At 53.4% G+C, this 17,940-nt stretch carries 17 protein-coding genes and 1 pseudogene; 15 read left to right on the forward strand and 3 right to left on the reverse strand.

The features are described 5' to 3' along the window. Nucleotides 1-273 precede the first annotated feature (273 nt). Nucleotides 274-1,863, forward strand: coding sequence for a peptide chain release factor 3 (locus AC13CY_RS05790; protein WP_058577958.1), 1,590 nt, complete (start codon nt 274-276; stop codon nt 1,861-1,863). Between the two features lie 19 nt (nt 1,864-1,882). After that, nucleotides 1,883-2,680, forward strand: coding sequence for a TatD family hydrolase (locus AC13CY_RS05795; protein WP_058577957.1), 798 nt, complete (start codon nt 1,883-1,885; stop codon nt 2,678-2,680). Nucleotides 2,681-2,682: 2 nt separating this feature from the next. On the opposite strand, the gene ygfZ is transcribed toward AC13CY_RS05795, so the two are convergent. After that, complete coding sequence (ygfZ, locus tag AC13CY_RS05800) at nt 2,683-3,633, reverse strand: CAF17-like 4Fe-4S cluster assembly/insertion protein YgfZ (RefSeq protein ID WP_172514459.1); 951 nt, start codon at nt 3,631-3,633, stop codon at nt 2,683-2,685. Between the two features lie 189 nt (nt 3,634-3,822). On the opposite strand from ygfZ, the gene AC13CY_RS05805 reads away from it, so the two are divergent. The 7 genes and pseudogenes from AC13CY_RS05805 (at nt 3,823) to AC13CY_RS05835 (ending at nt 10,848) form a co-directional block, all read left to right on the forward strand. Beyond that, entirely contained in the window at nt 3,823-4,020 is a 198-nt protein-coding gene (locus tag AC13CY_RS05805; RefSeq protein ID WP_044630087.1) for a hypothetical protein, read from the forward strand. Continuing rightward, nucleotides 4,020-4,427 carry an OsmC family protein gene (locus tag AC13CY_RS05810; protein ID WP_044630086.1) on the forward strand — a complete coding sequence of 136 codons (408 nt, stop codon included), beginning with the start codon at nt 4,020-4,022 and terminating at the stop codon, nt 4,425-4,427. Before AC13CY_RS05805 ends, AC13CY_RS05810 begins: the two co-directional genes overlap by 1 nt. Before the next feature lie 25 nt (nt 4,428-4,452). Next, the gene (uvrB, locus tag AC13CY_RS05815; protein ID WP_172514460.1) at nt 4,453-6,477 is read left to right on the forward strand and encodes an excinuclease ABC subunit UvrB; all 2,025 of its coding nucleotides are present in this window, start codon (nt 4,453-4,455) and stop codon (nt 6,475-6,477) included. Nucleotides 6,478-6,580: 103 nt separating this feature from the next. Beyond that, nucleotides 6,581-6,655 (forward strand): annotated as a pseudogene (locus AC13CY_RS05820) (hypothetical protein); the annotation flags it as partial. 181 nt (nt 6,656-6,836) lie between these two features. Then, nucleotides 6,837-8,342: a fumarate hydratase gene (locus AC13CY_RS05825; protein ID WP_044630084.1), complete on the forward strand. Its 1,506-nt coding sequence runs from the start codon at nt 6,837-6,839 to the stop codon at nt 8,340-8,342. 112 nt (nt 8,343-8,454) lie between these two features. Continuing rightward, nucleotides 8,455-9,873 (forward strand): cardiolipin synthase, encoded by a 1,419-nt coding sequence (cls, locus tag AC13CY_RS05830; protein ID WP_058577953.1) that lies wholly within the window; start codon nt 8,455-8,457, stop codon nt 9,871-9,873. 57 nt (nt 9,874-9,930) lie between these two features. Continuing rightward, complete coding sequence (locus AC13CY_RS05835) at nt 9,931-10,848, forward strand: LysR substrate-binding domain-containing protein (RefSeq protein WP_044630082.1); 918 nt, start codon at nt 9,931-9,933, stop codon at nt 10,846-10,848. Here the strand turns inward: AC13CY_RS05835 and AC13CY_RS05840 are convergent. Then, a complete protein-coding gene (locus tag AC13CY_RS05840) occupies nt 10,845-11,939 on the reverse strand; it encodes a bifunctional nicotinamide-nucleotide adenylyltransferase/Nudix hydroxylase (protein WP_062359698.1) in 1,095 nt (364 codons plus the stop codon). The genes AC13CY_RS05835 and AC13CY_RS05840 overlap by 4 nt on opposite strands. A gap of 176 nt (nt 11,940-12,115) precedes the next feature. On the opposite strand from AC13CY_RS05840, the gene AC13CY_RS05845 reads away from it, so the two are divergent. Together AC13CY_RS05845 and AC13CY_RS05850 are read left to right on the forward strand one after the other, a co-directional pair. Beyond that, entirely contained in the window at nt 12,116-13,015 is a 900-nt protein-coding gene (locus tag AC13CY_RS05845) for a YihY/virulence factor BrkB family protein (RefSeq protein WP_172514461.1), read from the forward strand. Between the two features lie 17 nt (nt 13,016-13,032). Beyond that, nucleotides 13,033-13,311: an acylphosphatase gene (locus AC13CY_RS05850; protein ID WP_044630079.1), complete on the forward strand. Its 279-nt coding sequence runs from the start codon at nt 13,033-13,035 to the stop codon at nt 13,309-13,311. Between the two features lie 29 nt (nt 13,312-13,340). Here the strand turns inward: AC13CY_RS05850 and AC13CY_RS05855 are convergent, their stop codons facing one another. After that, the gene (locus AC13CY_RS05855; RefSeq protein ID WP_172514462.1) at nt 13,341-14,291 is read right to left on the reverse strand and encodes a D-2-hydroxyacid dehydrogenase; all 951 of its coding nucleotides are present in this window, start codon (nt 14,289-14,291) and stop codon (nt 13,341-13,343) included. Nucleotides 14,292-14,489: 198 nt separating this feature from the next. On the opposite strand from AC13CY_RS05855, the gene AC13CY_RS05860 reads away from it, so the two are divergent. The 4 genes from AC13CY_RS05860 (at nt 14,490) to ruvA (ending at nt 17,924) form a co-directional block, all read left to right on the forward strand. Then, the gene (locus AC13CY_RS05860; RefSeq protein ID WP_044630077.1) at nt 14,490-14,765 is read left to right on the forward strand and encodes an FmdB family zinc ribbon protein; all 276 of its coding nucleotides are present in this window, start codon (nt 14,490-14,492) and stop codon (nt 14,763-14,765) included. Nucleotides 14,766-14,832: 67 nt separating this feature from the next. Beyond that, entirely contained in the window at nt 14,833-16,614 is a 1,782-nt protein-coding gene (aspS, locus tag AC13CY_RS05865; protein WP_483052380.1) for an aspartate--tRNA ligase, read from the forward strand. 81 nt (nt 16,615-16,695) lie between these two features. Then, complete coding sequence (gene ruvC / locus AC13CY_RS05870) at nt 16,696-17,247, forward strand: crossover junction endodeoxyribonuclease RuvC (protein ID WP_044630075.1); 552 nt, start codon at nt 16,696-16,698, stop codon at nt 17,245-17,247. A 68-nt stretch (nt 17,248-17,315) separates the two neighbouring features. Further along, a complete protein-coding gene (ruvA, locus tag AC13CY_RS05875; protein WP_062359690.1) occupies nt 17,316-17,924 on the forward strand; it encodes a Holliday junction branch migration protein RuvA in 609 nt (202 codons plus the stop codon). The last annotated feature ends 16 nt before the right edge of the window (nt 17,925-17,940 follow it).

Genomic DNA, 17,940 nt, shown 5'->3' on the forward strand with positions numbered 1-17,940 from the left:
CGGTTATTGGATCTGACCAGGGTCAGAACCGGCATCACTGTCCCCGAATTCGGGGTAAGTTAATGGCATGAGCCGTATACGTGGTCCGTATGTACGGTTCTGTGAGAGGGATGAGGCGGAGACGCCTCACCCTACTCGCTATATCTATCGGCACGGCGCCCCGCATGTGATGGTATGCCGTTGAAGGCGAGTTGCGTTACCATAGGCACACACAACGCCGAAGGTTTGGCGCTACGTTTTAAGTCATCACGTTGTACCATCTTAGAGAACTCCATGTCTGACGCCCAATTAGCGCGCGAAGCTGAGCTACGCCGTACCTTTGCGATTATTTCGCACCCTGACGCCGGTAAAACCACAATCACAGAAAAGATGCTGCTGTTTGGAAATGCCATCCAGTTGGCGGGGTCTGTGAAAAGCAAACGTAATGATCGTCATGCTACGTCTGACTGGATGAAGATGGAGCAAGAGCGGGGCATCTCGGTGACCACGTCGGTGATGCAGTTCCCCTATGGTGGGCGTATCGTCAACCTACTGGATACGCCGGGGCACGAAGACTTCTCTGAAGACACCTACCGCACGCTGACGGCGGTTGATTCCGCGCTGATGGTCATCGACGGTGCGAAAGGCGTCGAGGATCGCACCATCAAACTGATGGAAGTGTGTCGTCTGCGCACTACGCCTATCCTCACGTTTATCAACAAAATGGACCGCGATATCCGCGATCCTATTGAAGTGATGGACGAAGTAGAAACGGTATTGAACATCCAATGTGCGCCCATGACATGGCCCATTGGCATGGGGCGTCACTTTAAAGGGGTTTACCATCTCTATAACGATGTTATTCATCTCTATACCCAGGGTCAGGGCAGTCGCATTCCTGATGACAAGCGTATTGAGGGGCTAGATAACCCAGAAGTTGACGCCGTGCTAGGTGAAGAGCAGGCGGAAGAGCTGCGTATGGAAGTAGACTTAGTACGGGGTGCTTCCCATGAGTTTGACTTGGAAGCCTATCGTCGTGGTGAGCTAACGCCGGTCTATTTTGGTACCGCTATGGGTAACTTCGGTGTGCGTGAAATGCTAGACGGCTTTGTCGAGCACGCGCCGGCTCCGCAGCCACGTGAAACTGATACGCGTGAAGTGACCGCCCACGATGATCGCTTCACTGGATTCGTATTTAAAATTCAGGCCAATATGGACCCGAATCACCGGGACCGTATCGCCTTCCTACGGGTGTGTTCCGGCAAGTACGAAAAGAACATGAAAATGCGCCATGTGCGCATTGGTAAAGACGTCAAAATCGCTGACGCCCTGACCTTTATGGCCTCAGACCGCTCTCAAGTGGAAGAGGCATGGCCGGGCGATATTATTGGCCTGCATAACCACGGCACTATTCAAATTGGTGATACGTTCACCGTGGGTGAAGATATGCGCTTTACCGGCATTCCTCACTTTGCGCCTGAACTTTTCAAGCGCGTGCGCCTGAAAGATCCGCTCAAGATGAAAGCGCTACAGAAAGGCCTGCAGCAGCTGTCGGAAGAGGGTGCCACCCAGGTCTTTATGCCGATGGATAACAACGACCTGATTCTAGGGGCGGTTGGTACGCTGCAGTTTGATGTTGTCGCTCACCGCTTGAAGGAAGAGTATAAGGTCGACTGTATTTATGAAGGCGTCAACGTGCAAACCGCCCGCTGGGTGTATTGCAACGATGCCAAAATGCTTGAAGAGTTTAAGCGCAAGGCCAGTACTAATCTCGCCATTGATGGCGGCGGTTACCTGACCTACATCGCGCCTACGCGGGTTAACCTGCAAATGACCCAGGAGCGCTGGCCGGATATTCGCTTCCAGCCTACCCGCGAGCATTAAACCCCTTAAAGAGGGCAATATGCTGATAGACGCCCACTGCCATTTGGATGTAGCGGAGTTCGACACGGATCGTGATGCCGTGATCGCCGTCGCCCAGGCAGTGGGCGTTTGCCGTTTTATTGTACCTGCCACGGTACGCGCGCGTTGGCAAAACGTGCTGGCGTTGGGTAAGCGTGACGATGTCAGCATCTGCTTAGGGCTTCACCCGTACTTCATTGAGCAACACCAGCCAGATGATTTGAAAGCGCTCGAAACCCTCATACTTCAGCAGCTTGCTGGCGCTTGCCCAGCCCGGCCAGTCGCCATTGGCGAATGTGGTATTGATGGTCGCTTTACGGATAGCCTGGACGAGCAATGGCACTACTTCGATGAGCAGTTAAACATCGCTAAACGCTGCAAGCTGCCTGTGGTGGTGCACTGCGTTAAGGCAAATGATACGGTCAGCAAGCGGCTTCGTCAGCAAGCGCTGCCAGCTGCCGGGCTCATTCACGCCTTTTCCGGTTCTTACGAGCAGGCCGTCAAGTTTTTGGACCTTGGTTATGTGCTGGGGCTTGGCGGTGCTGTGACCTATGAGCGCGCTCAAAAGTTACGCCGTGTGGTGGCAAAACTACCCGATGATGGGTTTGTGCTGGAAACCGACAGCCCCGATATGCCGTTAAGCGGTTATCAGGGCCAGCGGAATGAGCCTTCTCGGGTAATGCTGGTGGCTCAGGAGGTGGCGAGGCTGCGTCGGCAATCTTTTGATACCGTGGCAGCGCTGAGCAGTGACAACGCCGCACGAGTATTTAAGTTAACAGGCGATGAGACCAATTCCTGACCTCAAGCAAGCTGAGCCGCGATCTGCTCCGGGTCCAAGCGCTCAATGGGGTAGGGCATCTCATACAGCGTGATAGGCTGCTGTTGCCAATAAACTGCTAAATTATCTTCCATGACCTTGGTGTTCATCACCGCTAGCAACTCTACCTGCTGCTTGCCGCTAAATGCGCTGCTGACCACTTCTCCCAACGTCTTACCGTTGTCATCAAGCAGTGACTCGCCAATCTCAGGAAGGGTGGCCGCATTAATACTAGCGTGAACTAAGCGTTTTTTCACTTGGCCACGAAAGTGAGCGCGGGCGACGACTTCTTGACCTGTATAGCACCCTTTTTTAAAGCTAATGCCGCCTAATGCTTCCCAGTTCAGCATTTGGGGGAGAAAGTGATCCTGCTGTTTAGCGGTAAGCCAAGCAAGACCGCTGCGAATATCTGCAAGCTGCCACTCGTTGTGTAATGCATCATCACTGTTGACGAGGTCGCTGGCATCCTTTTCAAACATCAACAGCCAACGGGGTTTGCCGGGCATCCGCAACGCCGTTCCCTTTGAACTGGTAGTGTGGGTATAAGGTTGGTCGGGCAGCGTGATGTCTAGTTGATTGGCAAGCGTATCTGCAGGCTCGCTGGCGCCTGCAAACGTGACGCTGCCTATCACTGAAAGCTCTGCTTTATAGAAAGCGGCAAATTTTTTCAGATGGGTGAGCAGTCCGTCCGCAAGAGAGGCATCTAGTACCAAGCGGAAATGGTCGCTGCCGAGCCTCAATAACTGCCCATTGGCCAACATGCGCCCTTTAGGGGTACAGAAGCAGGTGAGCGGTGCGAAAGTGCCATTCGCCAATCCCACCTGTGCGCTAGCTTGGCCCTGTAAGAATTTCTCCGCATCGGCCCCTTTAATATCGAGCGCGGCATACTGGGTCAAACGTACGGCGCTGGGGGGCTGCGTGTTCGCGGTGGCCATAGTCACTCCTGGGCGTAGTTAGTGGGATGTGTCAGTAAAGCGTGCTTGTAAAAGTGTGGGCAGGATAGGCAGATTGCAAGGCCTTGGGAGCATGCTAGACTCTTTGTTCTGTATCAGGTTTGCATAGGTAATTTCCTGTATACAGTCCCATTGTATGTGAGTTGACAATTATTCAGCAAAGGACGCGGCATGGCAGTTCAATCATTAAGCTTTCAAGGCGTCACTACCGCCGAACAAGTTAACAAAATCACCACCGCACTGATGATGCTTGACGGCGTCGATAGCGCCGAAGTGGGGCGCTATGGGGCGGAAGTGGAGGGTCGTGCTAAGCGAGAAGCGCTAATTAAAGCGGTTGAAAAACTTAATCTTCGCATCAAGGTATCGTAATGCATCCGCCTATCGTGGTGATTAGCGAACGAAATAGTGTTTTTCGTCAGCGTATCGAGGTAAGTGGTATGGAAGATCTCTATGCCGACGTACCCACTGCGGTGGGGGGCGATGATAGTGCCCCGGACCCCCACGACTATTTCGATATCGCGTTGGGAACCTGTAAGGCAATTACGGTCCAAATGTACGCCAAGCGCAAACAGTGGCCACTGGAAGGCATCACCGTCAAGGTTCAACGTGACGATAGCGAGGAGCGCAAAGGTGTTTACAAGCTAGATGTGACGTTAGAATTGCATGGCATCAGCGATCCAGAACAGCGAGCAAAGCTGGAAGACATTAGCCACCGCTGTCCGATTCAGCGCCTGATGACCCAGGCAACGATAGAGATAGCGACCCATACCGCGTAGGCCTACTTCCTCAACAGGAGCAACGATGAGCAAGGAATTTCGTCTGCAGTCAAAATTTCAGCCTGCGGGCGACCAGCCTGCGGCCATACGCGGGTTGATCAGTGGTTTGGAATCCGGGCTTGCCCATCAAACGCTGCTCGGGGTCACCGGTTCAGGTAAAACCTTCACCATGGCCAATGTGGTGCAGCAACTTCAGCGGCCCACCATCGTGATGGCGCCGAACAAAACCCTGGCGGCACAGCTGTACGGCGAATTTAAATCGTTTTTCCCCGATAACGCTGTTGAGTACTTCGTCTCCTACTACGACTACTACCAGCCCGAAGCCTATGTGCCCTCGTCAGATACGTTTATTGAGAAGGATGCCTCAATCAATGACCATATTGAGCAGATGCGTCTTTCCGCTACGAAAGCGTTACTGGAGCGCCGTGATGCGCTAATCGTGGTATCTGTATCGGCGATCTACGGTTTGGGTGATCCAGACCAATACCTGAAGATGCGGCTGCACTTCACTCGTGGTGAGCTGATTGACCAACGCGCCTTCCTACGCCGCTTGGCAGAGCTGCAGTACACCCGCAACGATATGGATTTCCGTCGCGGTACTTACCGCGTGCGCGGCGACGTGATTGATATCTTCCCGGCGGATTCGGATGAGGAAGCGGTGCGCGTTGAGCTTTTCGACGACGAAATCGATTCTATCCGTTTATTTGACCCGCTCACTGGCGATGTGCGCGGGCAAGTCCCAAGGATGACGATTTACCCAAAATCCCACTACGTGACGCCTCGTGAGACCATTCTAGAAGCCATCGACTCCATCAAAGCAGAGCTCAAAGAGCGCTTGGAGTGGCTGCGTAAGCACGAGCGTTTAGTAGAGGCCCAGCGGCTTGAGCAGCGTACGCTTTACGATATTGAGATGATGCTGGAGCTGGGGTACTGCAACGGTATTGAAAACTACTCTCGCTACCTCTCTGGCCGTGCACCTGGCGAGCCACCGCCCACGTTTTTTGATTACCTGCCGGATGATGCGCTGCTGTTTATCGATGAGTCACACGTGAGCGTGCCTCAAGTAGGCGGGATGTACAAAGGCGACCGTTCGCGTAAAGAGACACTGGTCGAGTATGGTTTCCGCCTGCCGTCAGCGTTGGATAACCGCCCCATGAAGTTTGAGGAGTGGGAGGCTATATCGCCACAAACGATCTTCGTATCCGCAACACCAGGCAACTATGAAGCTGAGCACGCAAGCCAGATCGTCGAACAAGTCGTTCGGCCAACAGGGCTACTGGATCCGCAAGTTGAAGTACGCCCGGCCAGCACGCAAGTCGATGATCTGCTGTCGGAGATCGGTTTGCGAACAGCGGTAGGCGAGCGGGTGCTCGTTACTACTTTAACCAAGCGCATGGCAGAAGACCTGACTGATTACCTTGATGAGCATGGTATTCGCGTGCGCTACTTACATTCCGATATTGATACGGTCGAGCGGGTGGAAATTATCCGTGACCTACGCCTGGGCAAGTTTGACGTGCTGGTGGGCATCAACTTGCTGCGGGAGGGGTTGGATATTCCTGAAGTCTCTTTGGTGGCGATTCTGGATGCCGATAAAGAGGGTTTCCTGCGCGCCGAACGCTCGTTAATTCAAACCATTGGTCGTGCAGCGCGTAACGCCAACGGTAAAGCGATTTTATATGGCGACCGCATTACGGACTCCATGCGGAAAGCAATTGATGAGACCGAGCGTCGACGCCATAAACAGATGGCGCATAACGAGAAGCACGGCATTACCCCCACGACGGTTACCCGCTCGGTTGCAGATATTCTAGAAGCCGCGCAGACGCCAGGTAAGAAGAGCAGTCGGCGTAAGGGCAATGAGCGTAAGGTGGCCGAGCTTAAAGGCGGTTACGATGTGACCGCCATGAGTAAGCAAGACTTGCTCACGGCCATTAGTAAGCTTGAAGATGCCATGTTTGAAGCGGCTCAAAATCTCGAGTTTGAAGAAGCGGCGCGGTTGCGCGACCAGCTCCATCAAATGAAAGAGAAGCAGCTGGCGCTAGGATAAGCGATGTCTGAAGATCCAGAGATTCGCCGCGCAGCGATCGCATTGAAAAACAGATTGGCGGTTCAGCGTATTTGAGCTCGCCGGGCTCTCGTGCCATCGTTGCGGCAGTGTGATTGAGCGCATGATGGTCGGGTCTCGGCGGCTATACTCTTGCCCACAATGCCAGCCTTCTCCTTAGGATAAATTTTATACCGTTATCTTAATAGCTATGTTCAAACAATCAGACCAAAGCGCTACGTAACAGCAAGCGGTTACTCGGTGCATTGGCTGCCGCGTGAGTCTCAATACGGTATACTTCCCGCACACTTAGACGGCCGCGAAGGCTGCAGCCAAGACGATAACCAAGGAGCTGTTAATCCATGACCGTGATTCGCCAGGACGACGTGATCCAAAGCGTTGCCGATGCTCTGCAGTACATCTCTTACTACCACCCGAAAGATTTCATCGATGCAATGGCCGCCGCTTACGAGCGTGAAGAGAACCCCGCTGCAAAGGATGCCATCGCTCAGATTTTGATTAACTCGCGCATGTGCGCAACAGGGCACCGCCCAATTTGCCAGGATACCGGCATCGTGACAGTGTTCGTTCACGTAGGTATGAACGTCACATGGGACGCCGAGCTAAGCCTCGACGACATGATCAACGAAGGCGTGCGCCGCGCCTACCAACTGCCGGATAACGTACTGCGCGCCTCGGTTCTTGCCGACCCGGATGGCAAGCGCCAGAACACTAAAGACAACACGCCCGCCATCATTCACCACAAAATTGTGCCGGGCGATAAGGTCGATATTCATGTGGCAGCGAAGGGCGGCGGTAGCGAGGCGAAATCGAAGTTTGCCATGCTCAACCCCTCCGATAGCGTGGTCGACTGGGTGATGGAACAGCTTCCCAAAATGGGTGCTGGCTGGTGCCCGCCGGGTATGCTTGGCATTGGTATTGGCGGTACCGCTGAAAAAGCAATGGAAATTGCCAAAGAAGCGCTATTAGATCCTATCGATATTCAAGAGCTTCAGGCCCGTGGCGCAAGCAACCGTGCCGAAGAGCTGCGCCTTGAGCTGTTCGATAAGGTGAACAAAAGCGGTATTGGTGCCCAGGGCCTAGGTGGCCTGACCACGGTGCTGGATATCAAAGTCAAAGATTATCCGACCCACGCTGCCAATAAGCCGGTGGCGATCATTCCCAACTGTGCAGCTACCCGGCATGCGCATTTCACGCTGGATGGCTCTGGCCCTGTAGCCTTGCCGGCTCCGAAGCTGGAAGACTGGCCGGAGATTACCCGTGAAGCAGGCGATAACGTCAAGCGTGTCAATTTAGACACTGTCACGCCCGAAGAAGTCAAAACCTGGCAGCCCGGTGATACACTGCTGTTAAACGGCAAACTGCTGACGGGCCGCGATGCTGCCCACAAGCGTATGGTGGATATGATCGCCAAAGGCGAGCCGCTGCCGGTCGACATGAAAGGGCGCTTTATCTATTACGTTGGCCCAGTCGACCCGGTCGGCAATGAAGTGGTTGGCCCTGCAGGCCCCACCACGGCCACACGCATGGACAAGTTCACTCGGACGATGCTGGAGGAGACTGGTTTGCTGGGTATGGTCGGCAAAGCAGAGCGCGGCCAAGCTGCCATTGAAGCGATCCGTGACAACCAAGCAGTGTATCTCATGGCGGTGGGTGGCTCTGCTTATCTGGTTGCCCAAGCGATCAAAAAGTCACGCGTGGTGGGCTTTGAAGACCTGGGAATGGAAGCCATCTACGAATTTGAGGTGGAAGACATGCCGGTCACGGTAGCGGTAGATAGCCAAGGCACCTCTGTTCACCAGACAGGCCCGGCTAAATGGAAAGAAATTATTGCCGAAAAAGCATGATACGCTGAGGTGATATAGGCGTTGCTTAACCACAGGAGCCCCGTTCTAACGGGGCTCCTGTTTATGGAGTAGTCAGAAATAACAGGTCCTAACGGATGGTGAGGAATAGCGAATGGCCTCTTGGTTGCTAGGGACAGGGATCATGCTGATTCACGTGCTGGGAATGATCTCGGCGGTGATGGCATTAATGTCGAGCCGTACGTCACAGGGTGCAGTGGCGTGGATTATCTCACTGCTAACCTTTCCCTATGCGGCGGTGCCAGTGTACTGGCTGTTTGGCAGGCCACGTTTTTATGGGTATGTGACGGCAAGAGGTGCCAGGGATTCGGTGTTGCGCCGAGTGCTCGTTCGCTATCGACATAACGTAAAGCCCCATGTCGCTATTTCCGACAATACCGATATTCAAGCGGTTGAACAATTAGCGATGATGCCGCTGACGAAAGGCAATAGCACCGAGCTGTTAATTGATGGCGATGCCACTTTTGACAGCCTATTTGCAGGTATTAATCAAGCGCAGGATTATCTGCTGATCCAGTTCTTTATCGTTCGCGATGATGAGTTAGGCAGGCAGCTCCAGCAGCATCTGATTGCAGCGGTTAAGCGCGGTGTGCGCGTTTATTTTCTATATGACGAAATTGGTAGCCGTAAACTAAATGACGGCTATTTAAATGAATTAAGTACAAGTGGCGCAGAGGTCACACCTTTCCGCTCATCACGCGGGCTAAAACACCGCTTTCAGCTCAATTTCCGTAACCATCGAAAAATTGCCGTAGTAGATGGCAAGCAGGGGTGGATAGGCGGCTTTAACGTCGGCAACGAGTATCTTGGCAAAAGTGCTAAGCACGGCCCTTGGCGAGACACCCATTTGAAAGTGCAGGGGCCGTGTGTACTAGGGCTGCAAGAAGCCTTTTGGGAGGATTGGCACTGGGCAACAGGCGATGTCATTACCTTGAACTGGCACGCGGAAAGTCACCCACAGCAAGATCAGCAAGTGGTGATTGTGCCTTCCGGCCCAGCCGATAAGCAGGATACGGCTGGATTACTTGTTCAACAGCTGATTCATAGCGCCAACCAGCGGTTTTGGGTTACGAGCCCCTATTTCGTACCTGATCAGGGCGTCCAAGACTCTTTACGATTGGCAGCTATGCGAGGCGTCGACGTGCGCGTGATGATCCCGGAGCGCCCCGACCATTTGCTGGTATTCCTCTCTGCGTTCTCTTTTTTGCCGGATATGTTAAAAGCGGGTGTGAAAATATACCGTTATCAACCTGGGTTTTTACATCAAAAAGTCATGCTTGTCGACCATTCATCCGCCACTGTAGGTACGGTAAATCTGGATAATAGGTCGTTTCGGTTAAATTTTGAAATCACTGCGTTCATTCCCAGCGCCGATTTTGCCAACGATGTTGCCACCATGCTGGAAGCTGATTTTTCCAAGTGCCGCCGAGTGACTCTCGATGAAGTGAGTCAGCGCCCCATGTGGAAAAAAGTCGTGTCCCGTGCTGCTTATTTGATGGCACCCGTACAGTAATCGTTTGCCCCAACCAAATGACGCAAGCCATCAACGTTCAAATAACAGGAGTCATGGGTGAATCTAGAAACAAAATGGCTAGAAGACTTCGTCGCACTGGCGAATACCCGCAGTTTTTCTGCCTCTGCCCGACAGCGCCATGTCACCCAGCCTGCGTTTAGTCGGCGTATTCGGGCATTAGAGCAGGCAGTTGGCGTTACCTTAGTGGACCGATCAACGACGCCGATTGGCTTAACCTCAGAAGGGCAGCTATTTTTGGTGACCGCCCGCAACTTAGTTGAACAGTTAAACGAATCGCTCAGCCATTTGCGAGGGCTCTCCATTGCCAACGAAGCATTGGATATCGTCGCGGCGCACTCGTTAGCGCTCAGTTTTTATCCGCCGTGGATCTCTAGGCTACAAAAAGGGCTAGGGGAGTTGCCAACGCGTTTGGTTGCCATGAACGTCGGTGAAGCCATTCATGTGCTGCGTGAGGGGAACTGTGACTTAATGCTGGCTTACTACGACCCTTTCGCCACAATGCAATTAGATGCGGAGGTATTTCCTTCGTTTTCGATCGGCAAGGTCAAGATGCTTCCTGTTTCGCTGCCTGACGAGCATGGGAAACCGTTGTTCTCTTTGCAGCGCGATAGCTCCATTCCTTATCTGGCCTATACTCAGGGGGCGTTTCTAGGTCGCAGCGTGCGGATGCTGCTGAAAAACGACCCGCTGCGCATGAAGCTTAGAACGGTCTACGAAACCGCCATGGCTGAAGGTTTGAAGGGCATGGTATTACAGGGCGTAGGGGTTGCCTGGATTCCTGATTTCTGTATTCGTGAGGAGCTAAAAACCGGTAAGCTTGTGCGAGCAGGCGATGAGAGTTGGGACATTCCACTGGAAATTCGCCTCTATCGCTGCTCGCTGGTCCACAAGCCGGGAGTAGAGCGCTTATGGCGGCAGATGATGAAACTGCCGCGTGATTTCCTGCAGGCTTAAAGAGAGCCAAAATCGGCGGGTAAGCCAAGGAAATTCTGAATAATAAAGAAGTGATCCTCAAAGAGGCTCTCTGGCTCCAAGTCGGCGAGTGCCACCCAGCGGGCATGGTCGCCGCCCTTAACGGGTTTAAGGCGCGGCAGCTGCTGGTCAGGCCGCAAAGCAAAGTAGAAAGCTTCGGCTAGTGTGCGACCTCGCCAGCTACGGTGGGGCTCATCAAACAGCCGCTGGCCACGCAGAGAGCCTTTCAATACCGGTTCTGGCACTTTTAAGCGCAACCGTTCGCGCAGCTCACGCAAACAGGCATCTAGTAATCGCTCATGGGGATTGATAAACCCACCGGGCAGCGCGAATAGGCCTTTCCCAGGAGCCGCAGTACGCTTCACCAGTAATACGTGCCCTGATTGCACAACAACCGCGTTAACGGTGACAAAGATAGGGGTGTAGGGTGCCTGTGACCATGCTTGTCGATACTGATCGAGCAACTGCTGCTCTTCCAATAGTCGATGATAGTCCTCGCCTTTGCAGAATTTACTCACGCTTTCTACCACGCCAGGGGGCAAGTCATGGTAAGCCCCCGTACTGAGATAATCATCGGTTGAGCCAGGTGAGCGGAAAAGCCGCTCTCTAATTTGGCTGGCCGAAATGCCCTCCACGAGCGGTACGCTCACCGACTCCCATTGGGGAAAAAGCGATAAATAGTAGCTGGACTGCCCACGACTTGCGCCGATGAGACCAATCCTTGGCAACCGTGCATTGGCGGGAGCTGCTAAATCGCGCACTTTCCGCTGTACGTCCCTGACCCATACATCGTCGTTGTAAAGCGCATCCAGAAGCGGAGTGATTTCAAGTCGTTGATTATCCGCATTATCAAATCCTGAGCGGATCATGGCTTGGCGCTCATCAAAATGCCACGGGTTACGAAGCGAGCGCGCCTGCCAGGAGGAGCCCACCATGACGATTACCTGTCGAGCCTGTTTAAGGGCTTCGCGGATGATGGCAAGGTGGCCTAAATGGGGAGGCTGAAAGCGACCAATAAATACTAAGCAATCAAAGTCATAAGACGTTACAGACCGAGCTGCATCTGAGTTCATTGCGTGTCCTTGATTGCTGAAAATGTGAGAATAAAGCGTTGCCATTATGGTCGGCCCCATCAGCCTCTGCAACGCAATCATACCTGCGCTGAGCGTTTTCATTGGGTATGCTTATTGATTAATCAGTATATAAGCGTTGTATGAAAACTCTGTGATTTGCTTTTAAGGGAATGATGATGCTTAAGCGCACGCTCGTTTTTTGGTGGAAGGTAATTCAAGATGCAACGTCACTCTGGCTTGAGCGTAACGCGTTTAGCTACGCTGGGTCGCTGGCGTTCTACACGCTGTTCTCGTTAGCTCCCACGGTGATTATTGCGGTTACAGTGATTGGCGTGGTCCTCGGCGAAGAGGCGGCTCATGGTCAGATCGTGGCGCAGTTACAAGGAACCTTAGGCACAGAAGCTGCCTTGGCAATAGAGCAGGCGGTTGCCCAGTCTCGCATTGAAGAGTCGGGGGTTCTGCCCACAATTCTTGGCTTTATTGCCCTTGTAATCGGTGCAACGACCGTATTTGCGCAGATGCAGTTCTCGCTGAATACCATTTGGGGGGTTAGAGCGAAGCCAAATAGCAACAGCGCACTTATTTTTATCAAAAACCGTTTGTTATCGTTAACCGTTGTACTGTCTATCGGCTTTATTTTGCTGGTGTCGCTAGTGCTTGGAGTGGTGCTTCGCGGCATGCTAGGCGCGACAAACGGCCTGTTGCCATTTGCAAGCCTACTAACCACCACCGCCGAGTCGTTAATATCGCTTGCCATGGTCGCTCTGCTGTTTGCGACTATTTTTAAAGTGCTGCCCGATGTAGTGCTTCGCTGGCAGGATGTATTCATTGGTGCGGTGGTGACAGCAGTGCTGTTTACCATTGGTCGCAGTGTTATTACCATTTACCTCGCCTACACGGCCACGGCATCCACCTATGGTGCGGCGGGTTCGGTGGTTATGATTTTACTATGGGTATACTACAGCTCGCTTATCTTACTCTTTGGTGCAGCGTTCACGCGCTCGTTGCTACTACGACGTGGGCGTCCACTGGTGCCCCGCAATAGCGCTGTTCTGGTTAAGCATGAGCTGCTTTAACGACGGAGGAGTTTGTCATGGCCCATTGCTGCGTACGTGCCTACATAACAGGAAAAGTGCAGGGAGTATGGTACCGGCGTGCCACTCAAGAGCAGGCATTGATGCGTGGCTTAACCGGCTACGCTAAGAACCTGCCTGATGGCAGGGTTGAAGTGCTAATGTGCGGGCCCTCTTCAGCCGTTGCCGAGCTTAGCCAATGGCTTTGGCAGGGCCCAGAAGGGGCGCGGGTGACCCATGTCACACTTGAAACACTGGATGCTCATCACTACGCTCCTGACCACTTTTCGACCTATTAGGCACACGTTTAGTGTGCCTAGCTGGCAAGTTAGTGATTCTCTGTCTGCCACGCACGAATATTGTCGGCGGTTAAGCCGACGATGTTTTGCCGTGCTTCGGGCGTGATCCACGCGTTGTGCGGCGTGACGATCAGATTGAGGGGTTCTGCATTCGCCAGCGCATCTAATAGTGCGTGTCCATCTTTGGGTGGTTCGACAGGTAGCACATCGACGGCTAGACCACCGATGCTACCGCTACGAAGCGCTTCCAGCGCGGCTTCTTCATCAATAATACCGCCACGAGCGCAATTGACGATTAGCAGCGACGACTTGGCTTTCGCTAGACGCTCTTTGTTGAGAAGGTGCTTAGTAGCATCGTTCAGTGGGCAGTGCAGGCTAATCACATCTGCCGAGGGCAGTAGGTCATCCAGCGAAGGTCGCTGATCGTTTTGCTCGTTGCCAGGACGGGCGGCAAACGTGACCTGCATACCAAACGCCTCTGCAAGCCGAGCCACTTCAGACCCCAGCTCTCCTTGACCCACCATCACCAACTGCTTGCCAGCAAGCTGGAGTGTTGGGTGATCTTGTAAGCAGAAAAAATCACTCGCTTGCCATTTCCCATCGGCAATATCCGCTTGATAGCGGGGTAAGCGATTCGCCAGTGATAACATCAGCATCAGCGTGTGCTGCGACACACTAGCGGTGCCATAGGCCGACACGTTTTTAACTGTAATGTTGTGGGCTTTGGCAGCATCTAGGTCAATGTTATTCAAGCCAGTGGCCAGCACGCAGATCAATCGTAACGAAGGAAGCTGTGAAAGCGTCTCAGCATCCAGCCTTACTTTATTGACGATGGCAATTTCGGCATCTGCTAGGCGTTCACGCGCCTGCGCTGTGGTGCTTTGCTGATGTATTTCTAAGTGCGTGACGGCATCACGAATAGCCGTCAAATCAATGTCAGGGCCAAGGCTTTGGGCATCCAGTATGACCGCATTGGGCATTTTATTTCTCCATTAACTGCCGAAAGCCGCTTGGCCTTGCTCGGCAGGGGGCACAAAAGGGTATAATGACCGCTCTATCGACCGCAGTCTTGGAATTTATCCCGACAGGCCACATATTGTCAGCCTGGTAGCATTAAGTTTGCCACGACACTGTCAACATAAAACCTGTCGGAGTTGAGCTTTTCAGGAGCCATCAACATGCCCATCTATGAGTACGAGTGCAAGGCCTGCGGCCATCGCATGGAAAAACTTCAGAAAATTAGCGCCGATCCGTTAACAAGCTGTCCTGCGTGTCAGCAAGATGATCTAGAGCGCTTGGTCTCAGCAGCCGGGTTCCGCTTAGCGGGTGGCGGTTGGTACGAAACTGATTTCAAAACAGGTAGCAAAAAGAATTTAGCTGCCGACGGACAAGCAGCGGGTAGCGCGAAAAGCGATGTCGGCAGCACGTCAACGAAAAAAGGCGCCGCGGCGTAGCCGCGGCTGTCAGGGCCTTTAAAGGCTCAAGACAACTTAATTGCCACGAAACAGAACAGGATGTGACATGCGCAGCCATTATTGCGGCCAGCTTAACGAAACATTGGTGGATCAAACGGTCACCGTTTGCGGTTGGGTTCACCGCCGTCGTGACCACGGTGGGGTTATCTTTCTCGACATGCGTGACCGTGATGGTATCGCTCAGTTTGTCGTAGACCCCGATACCGCCGAGGCGTTTGCTAATGCCGACCGTGCACGCAGCGAATATGTTCTGCGCATTACTGGTCGTGTTCGGCTGCGTCCTGAAGGCACCCAGAACCCCAACATGCCCACCGGCATGATTGAAGTGCTGGCCAAAGAAGTTGAAGCACTGAATAGCGCAGCGACACCGCCTTTCCAGCTTGATGAGCATGGCAAAGTCGGTGAGGAAGTGCGTCTGAAACACCGCTATATTGATCTACGCCGCCCGGATATGATCGAAAAACTGCGGCTGCGTTCGCGTATTTCTCATAACGTACGTGCTTACCTAGAAAACCAAGGCTTTCTAGATATTGAAACGCCTGTGCTGACACGAGCCACACCTGAAGGTGCCCGGGACTACCTCGTGCCTAGCCGTACTCACGCGGGCAGCTTCTTTGCACTGCCACAGTCTCCCCAGCTGTTTAAGCAGCTGCTGATGGTGGCGGGTTTTGACCGCTACTACCAAATCGCAAAGTGCTTCCGCGATGAAGACCTGCGCGCTGACCGTCAGCCTGAATTCACACAGATCGATATCGAAGCCTCTTTCGTGGAAGAAGACGACATCATGGGTATTACCGAAGCCATGATTCGTCAACTGTTCCAGGAAGTGCTGAGCGTCGAACTGCCGGAATTCCCGCGTATGACCTGGCAAGAAGCCATGGATCGCTTTGGTTCGGATAAACCCGATCTGCGTATTCCGCTGGAGCTCACCGACGTTGACGACCTGATGCAGCAGGTTAGTTTCAATGTGTTCTCAGGGCCGGCCAAGGCAGAAGATGGCCGCGTGGCGGCTCTTAAAGTGCCGGGCGGTGCCAAGCTTTCCCGTAAAGAGATCGACGAATACACCAAGTTCGTAGGCATCTACGGCGCTAAAGGCCTTGCCTGGATCAAAGTCAACGAGCGTGCCAAAGGGCTAGATGGCCTGCAGTCGCCGATCGTTAAGTTCATGGAAAACGTGGTCGAAGAGCTGCTTGATCGTGTCGGCGCTGAAGATGGTGACATTATCTTCTTCGGTGCGGATAAAGCGCGTATCGTCAACGAAGCCATTGGTGCGCTGCGTGTCAAGCTGGGTGCCGACCTGAACCTTTACACTCAAGCCTGGGCGCCGCTGTGGGTCGTTGACTTCCCCATGTTCGAAGCCGACGACAATGGCCGTCTAAGCCCGCTTCACCACCCGTTTACAGCGCCCTCCTGCTCGCCGGAAGAGCTGAAAGCAGACCCGGCTAAAGCGCTTTCTCGCGCTTATGACATGGTGCTTAACGGTACCGAACTGGGTGGCGGCTCTATCCGTATTCACAATCAAACCATGCAAAGCACCGTGTTTGATATTTTGGGGATTGGCGAAGAGGAAGCGCAAGAGAAGTTCGGCTTCCTGCTGGATGCCTTGCAGTACGGCGCACCGCCCCATGGCGGCTTGGCCTTCGGTCTGGACCGCTTAGTCATGCTCATGGCCGGTGCGAAAACCATTCGTGAAGTCATCGCCTTCCCGAAAACCCAAAGTGCTGCTTGTTTAATGACCGATGCACCGGGTGAGGTTAGCTCTGATCAGCTCAAAGAGCTGAACATTCGCTTACGCCAAAAAGCCAAAACGGAAGCAGCGGGCGAGTAAGACCGCCTTCACGTTTTGACGAGTACAACACCGACGCTTAGCGTCGGTGTTTTTGTTTTAGGCAGTGCCAAGAGAAAATCCATGGACGAAAAACAGCTAGCGACCACGGTCAGAATTTTAGGCATTGACCCAGGCTCACGTATCACCGGTTACGGCGTGATTGATCTAATAGGCGTTAAGCCTCGCTATGTGGCCAGTGGCTGCATTCGTACGGCTGATGGTGCACTGGAGCAGCGTTTGGCGCAAATATATGCCGGTATTAGCGAATTGATTGGCCTGCACCGCCCTGATGCTGTTGCAGTAGAGCGGGTTTTTATGGCTAAAAATGCTGATTCGGCCCTCAAGCTAGGCCAAGCCCGCGGCGCAGCATTGGTTTGTTTGGCTAACCATGGGCTGAGTATCGCGGAGTACGCCGCTCGGCAGATTAAGCAAGCGGTAACCGGGCAGGGCGGCGCTGATAAAAGCCAGGTGCAGCATATGGTCACCACGCTGCTCGGCCTGTCGGCGACACCCCAGGCAGATGCCGCCGATGCACTAGCCATTGCACTGACCCACGCTTTTGCTGGCAACGCCCTGGTGGCGGCGACTCCTTCACGCAGTAAGCGCCGCTCATCAGGGCGATGGCGGCTCTAGGCATTACTGGTCATCTGTACAGAGTGGCTTTATAGTGGCTGCTGTTTTGATTGGCTGCGAGGCATATGATGATTGGACGTTTAACCGGCCTGTTGTTGGAAAAACAGCCGCCCTGGATGGTGGTAGATGTGCATGGCGTTGGTTATGAGCTTGAAGCCTCCATGAACACCTTTGTAGCGCTGCCCGCTCCCGGCGAGCAGGTGTCACTCTATACCCATCTCACCATCCGTGACGATGCGCATTTGCTCTATGGGTTTGGGCGAGAGCATGAGCGAGCGCTGTTTCGCGCCTTGATCAAAGTGAATGGCGTAGGGCCGAAACTTGCGTTAGCGATCCTGTCGGGTATGGATGAAGATGCCTTTATGCGCTGTATCAGAGATGACGACAGCAAAGCGCTGACAAAACTGCCAGGCGTTGGTAAAAAAACGGCGGAGCGGTTGATTATCGAAATGCGTGACCGCTTTCCTGAGTGGGAGCATGGCAACGATGCGCCGTTGGCTCTTGAAGCGACAAGCGGGCGAGCTGCTCCAAGGGATCATTTGGCGGATGCCGAAGCAGCCCTGGTGAGCTTGGGTTATAAGCTGACAGAAGCGACGAAAATGTTAGCCGACGTCGACCCCAATCAAACTACCGAAGCTTTGATCAAAGCCGCGTTAACCAAACGCATGTCCGGTTAGACCAGCACGAGTGCAA

This window comes from Vreelandella sp. L-15 (genome assembly GCF_056857635.1).

Excerpts from the sequence above, each read along its gene's own strand:
- AC13CY_RS05790 (WP_058577958.1), top strand. The coding sequence starts at position 274 with ATGTCTGACGCCCAATTAGCGCGCGAAGCTGAGCTACGCCGTACCTTT.
- AC13CY_RS05795 (WP_058577957.1), top strand. The coding sequence starts at position 1,883 with ATGCTGATAGACGCCCACTGCCATTTGGATGTAGCGGAGTTCGACACG.
- ygfZ (WP_172514459.1), bottom strand. The coding sequence starts at position 3,633 with ATGGCCACCGCGAACACGCAGCCCCCCAGCGCCGTACGTTTGACCCAG.
- AC13CY_RS05805 (WP_044630087.1), top strand. The coding sequence starts at position 3,823 with ATGGCAGTTCAATCATTAAGCTTTCAAGGCGTCACTACCGCCGAACAA.
- AC13CY_RS05810 (WP_044630086.1), top strand. The coding sequence starts at position 4,020 with ATGCATCCGCCTATCGTGGTGATTAGCGAACGAAATAGTGTTTTTCGT.
- uvrB (WP_172514460.1), top strand. The coding sequence starts at position 4,453 with ATGAGCAAGGAATTTCGTCTGCAGTCAAAATTTCAGCCTGCGGGCGAC.
- AC13CY_RS05825 (WP_044630084.1), top strand. The coding sequence starts at position 6,837 with ATGACCGTGATTCGCCAGGACGACGTGATCCAAAGCGTTGCCGATGCT.
- cls (WP_058577953.1), top strand. The coding sequence starts at position 8,455 with ATGGCCTCTTGGTTGCTAGGGACAGGGATCATGCTGATTCACGTGCTG.
- AC13CY_RS05840 (WP_062359698.1), bottom strand. The coding sequence starts at position 11,939 with ATGAACTCAGATGCAGCTCGGTCTGTAACGTCTTATGACTTTGATTGC.
- AC13CY_RS05845 (WP_172514461.1), top strand. The coding sequence starts at position 12,116 with ATGCTTAAGCGCACGCTCGTTTTTTGGTGGAAGGTAATTCAAGATGCA.
- AC13CY_RS05850 (WP_044630079.1), top strand. The coding sequence starts at position 13,033 with ATGGCCCATTGCTGCGTACGTGCCTACATAACAGGAAAAGTGCAGGGA.
- AC13CY_RS05855 (WP_172514462.1), bottom strand. The coding sequence starts at position 14,291 with ATGCCCAATGCGGTCATACTGGATGCCCAAAGCCTTGGCCCTGACATT.
- AC13CY_RS05860 (WP_044630077.1), top strand. The coding sequence starts at position 14,490 with ATGCCCATCTATGAGTACGAGTGCAAGGCCTGCGGCCATCGCATGGAA.
- aspS (WP_483052380.1), top strand. The coding sequence starts at position 14,833 with ATGCGCAGCCATTATTGCGGCCAGCTTAACGAAACATTGGTGGATCAA.
- ruvC (WP_044630075.1), top strand. The coding sequence starts at position 16,696 with ATGGACGAAAAACAGCTAGCGACCACGGTCAGAATTTTAGGCATTGAC.
- ruvA (WP_062359690.1), top strand. The coding sequence starts at position 17,316 with ATGATTGGACGTTTAACCGGCCTGTTGTTGGAAAAACAGCCGCCCTGG.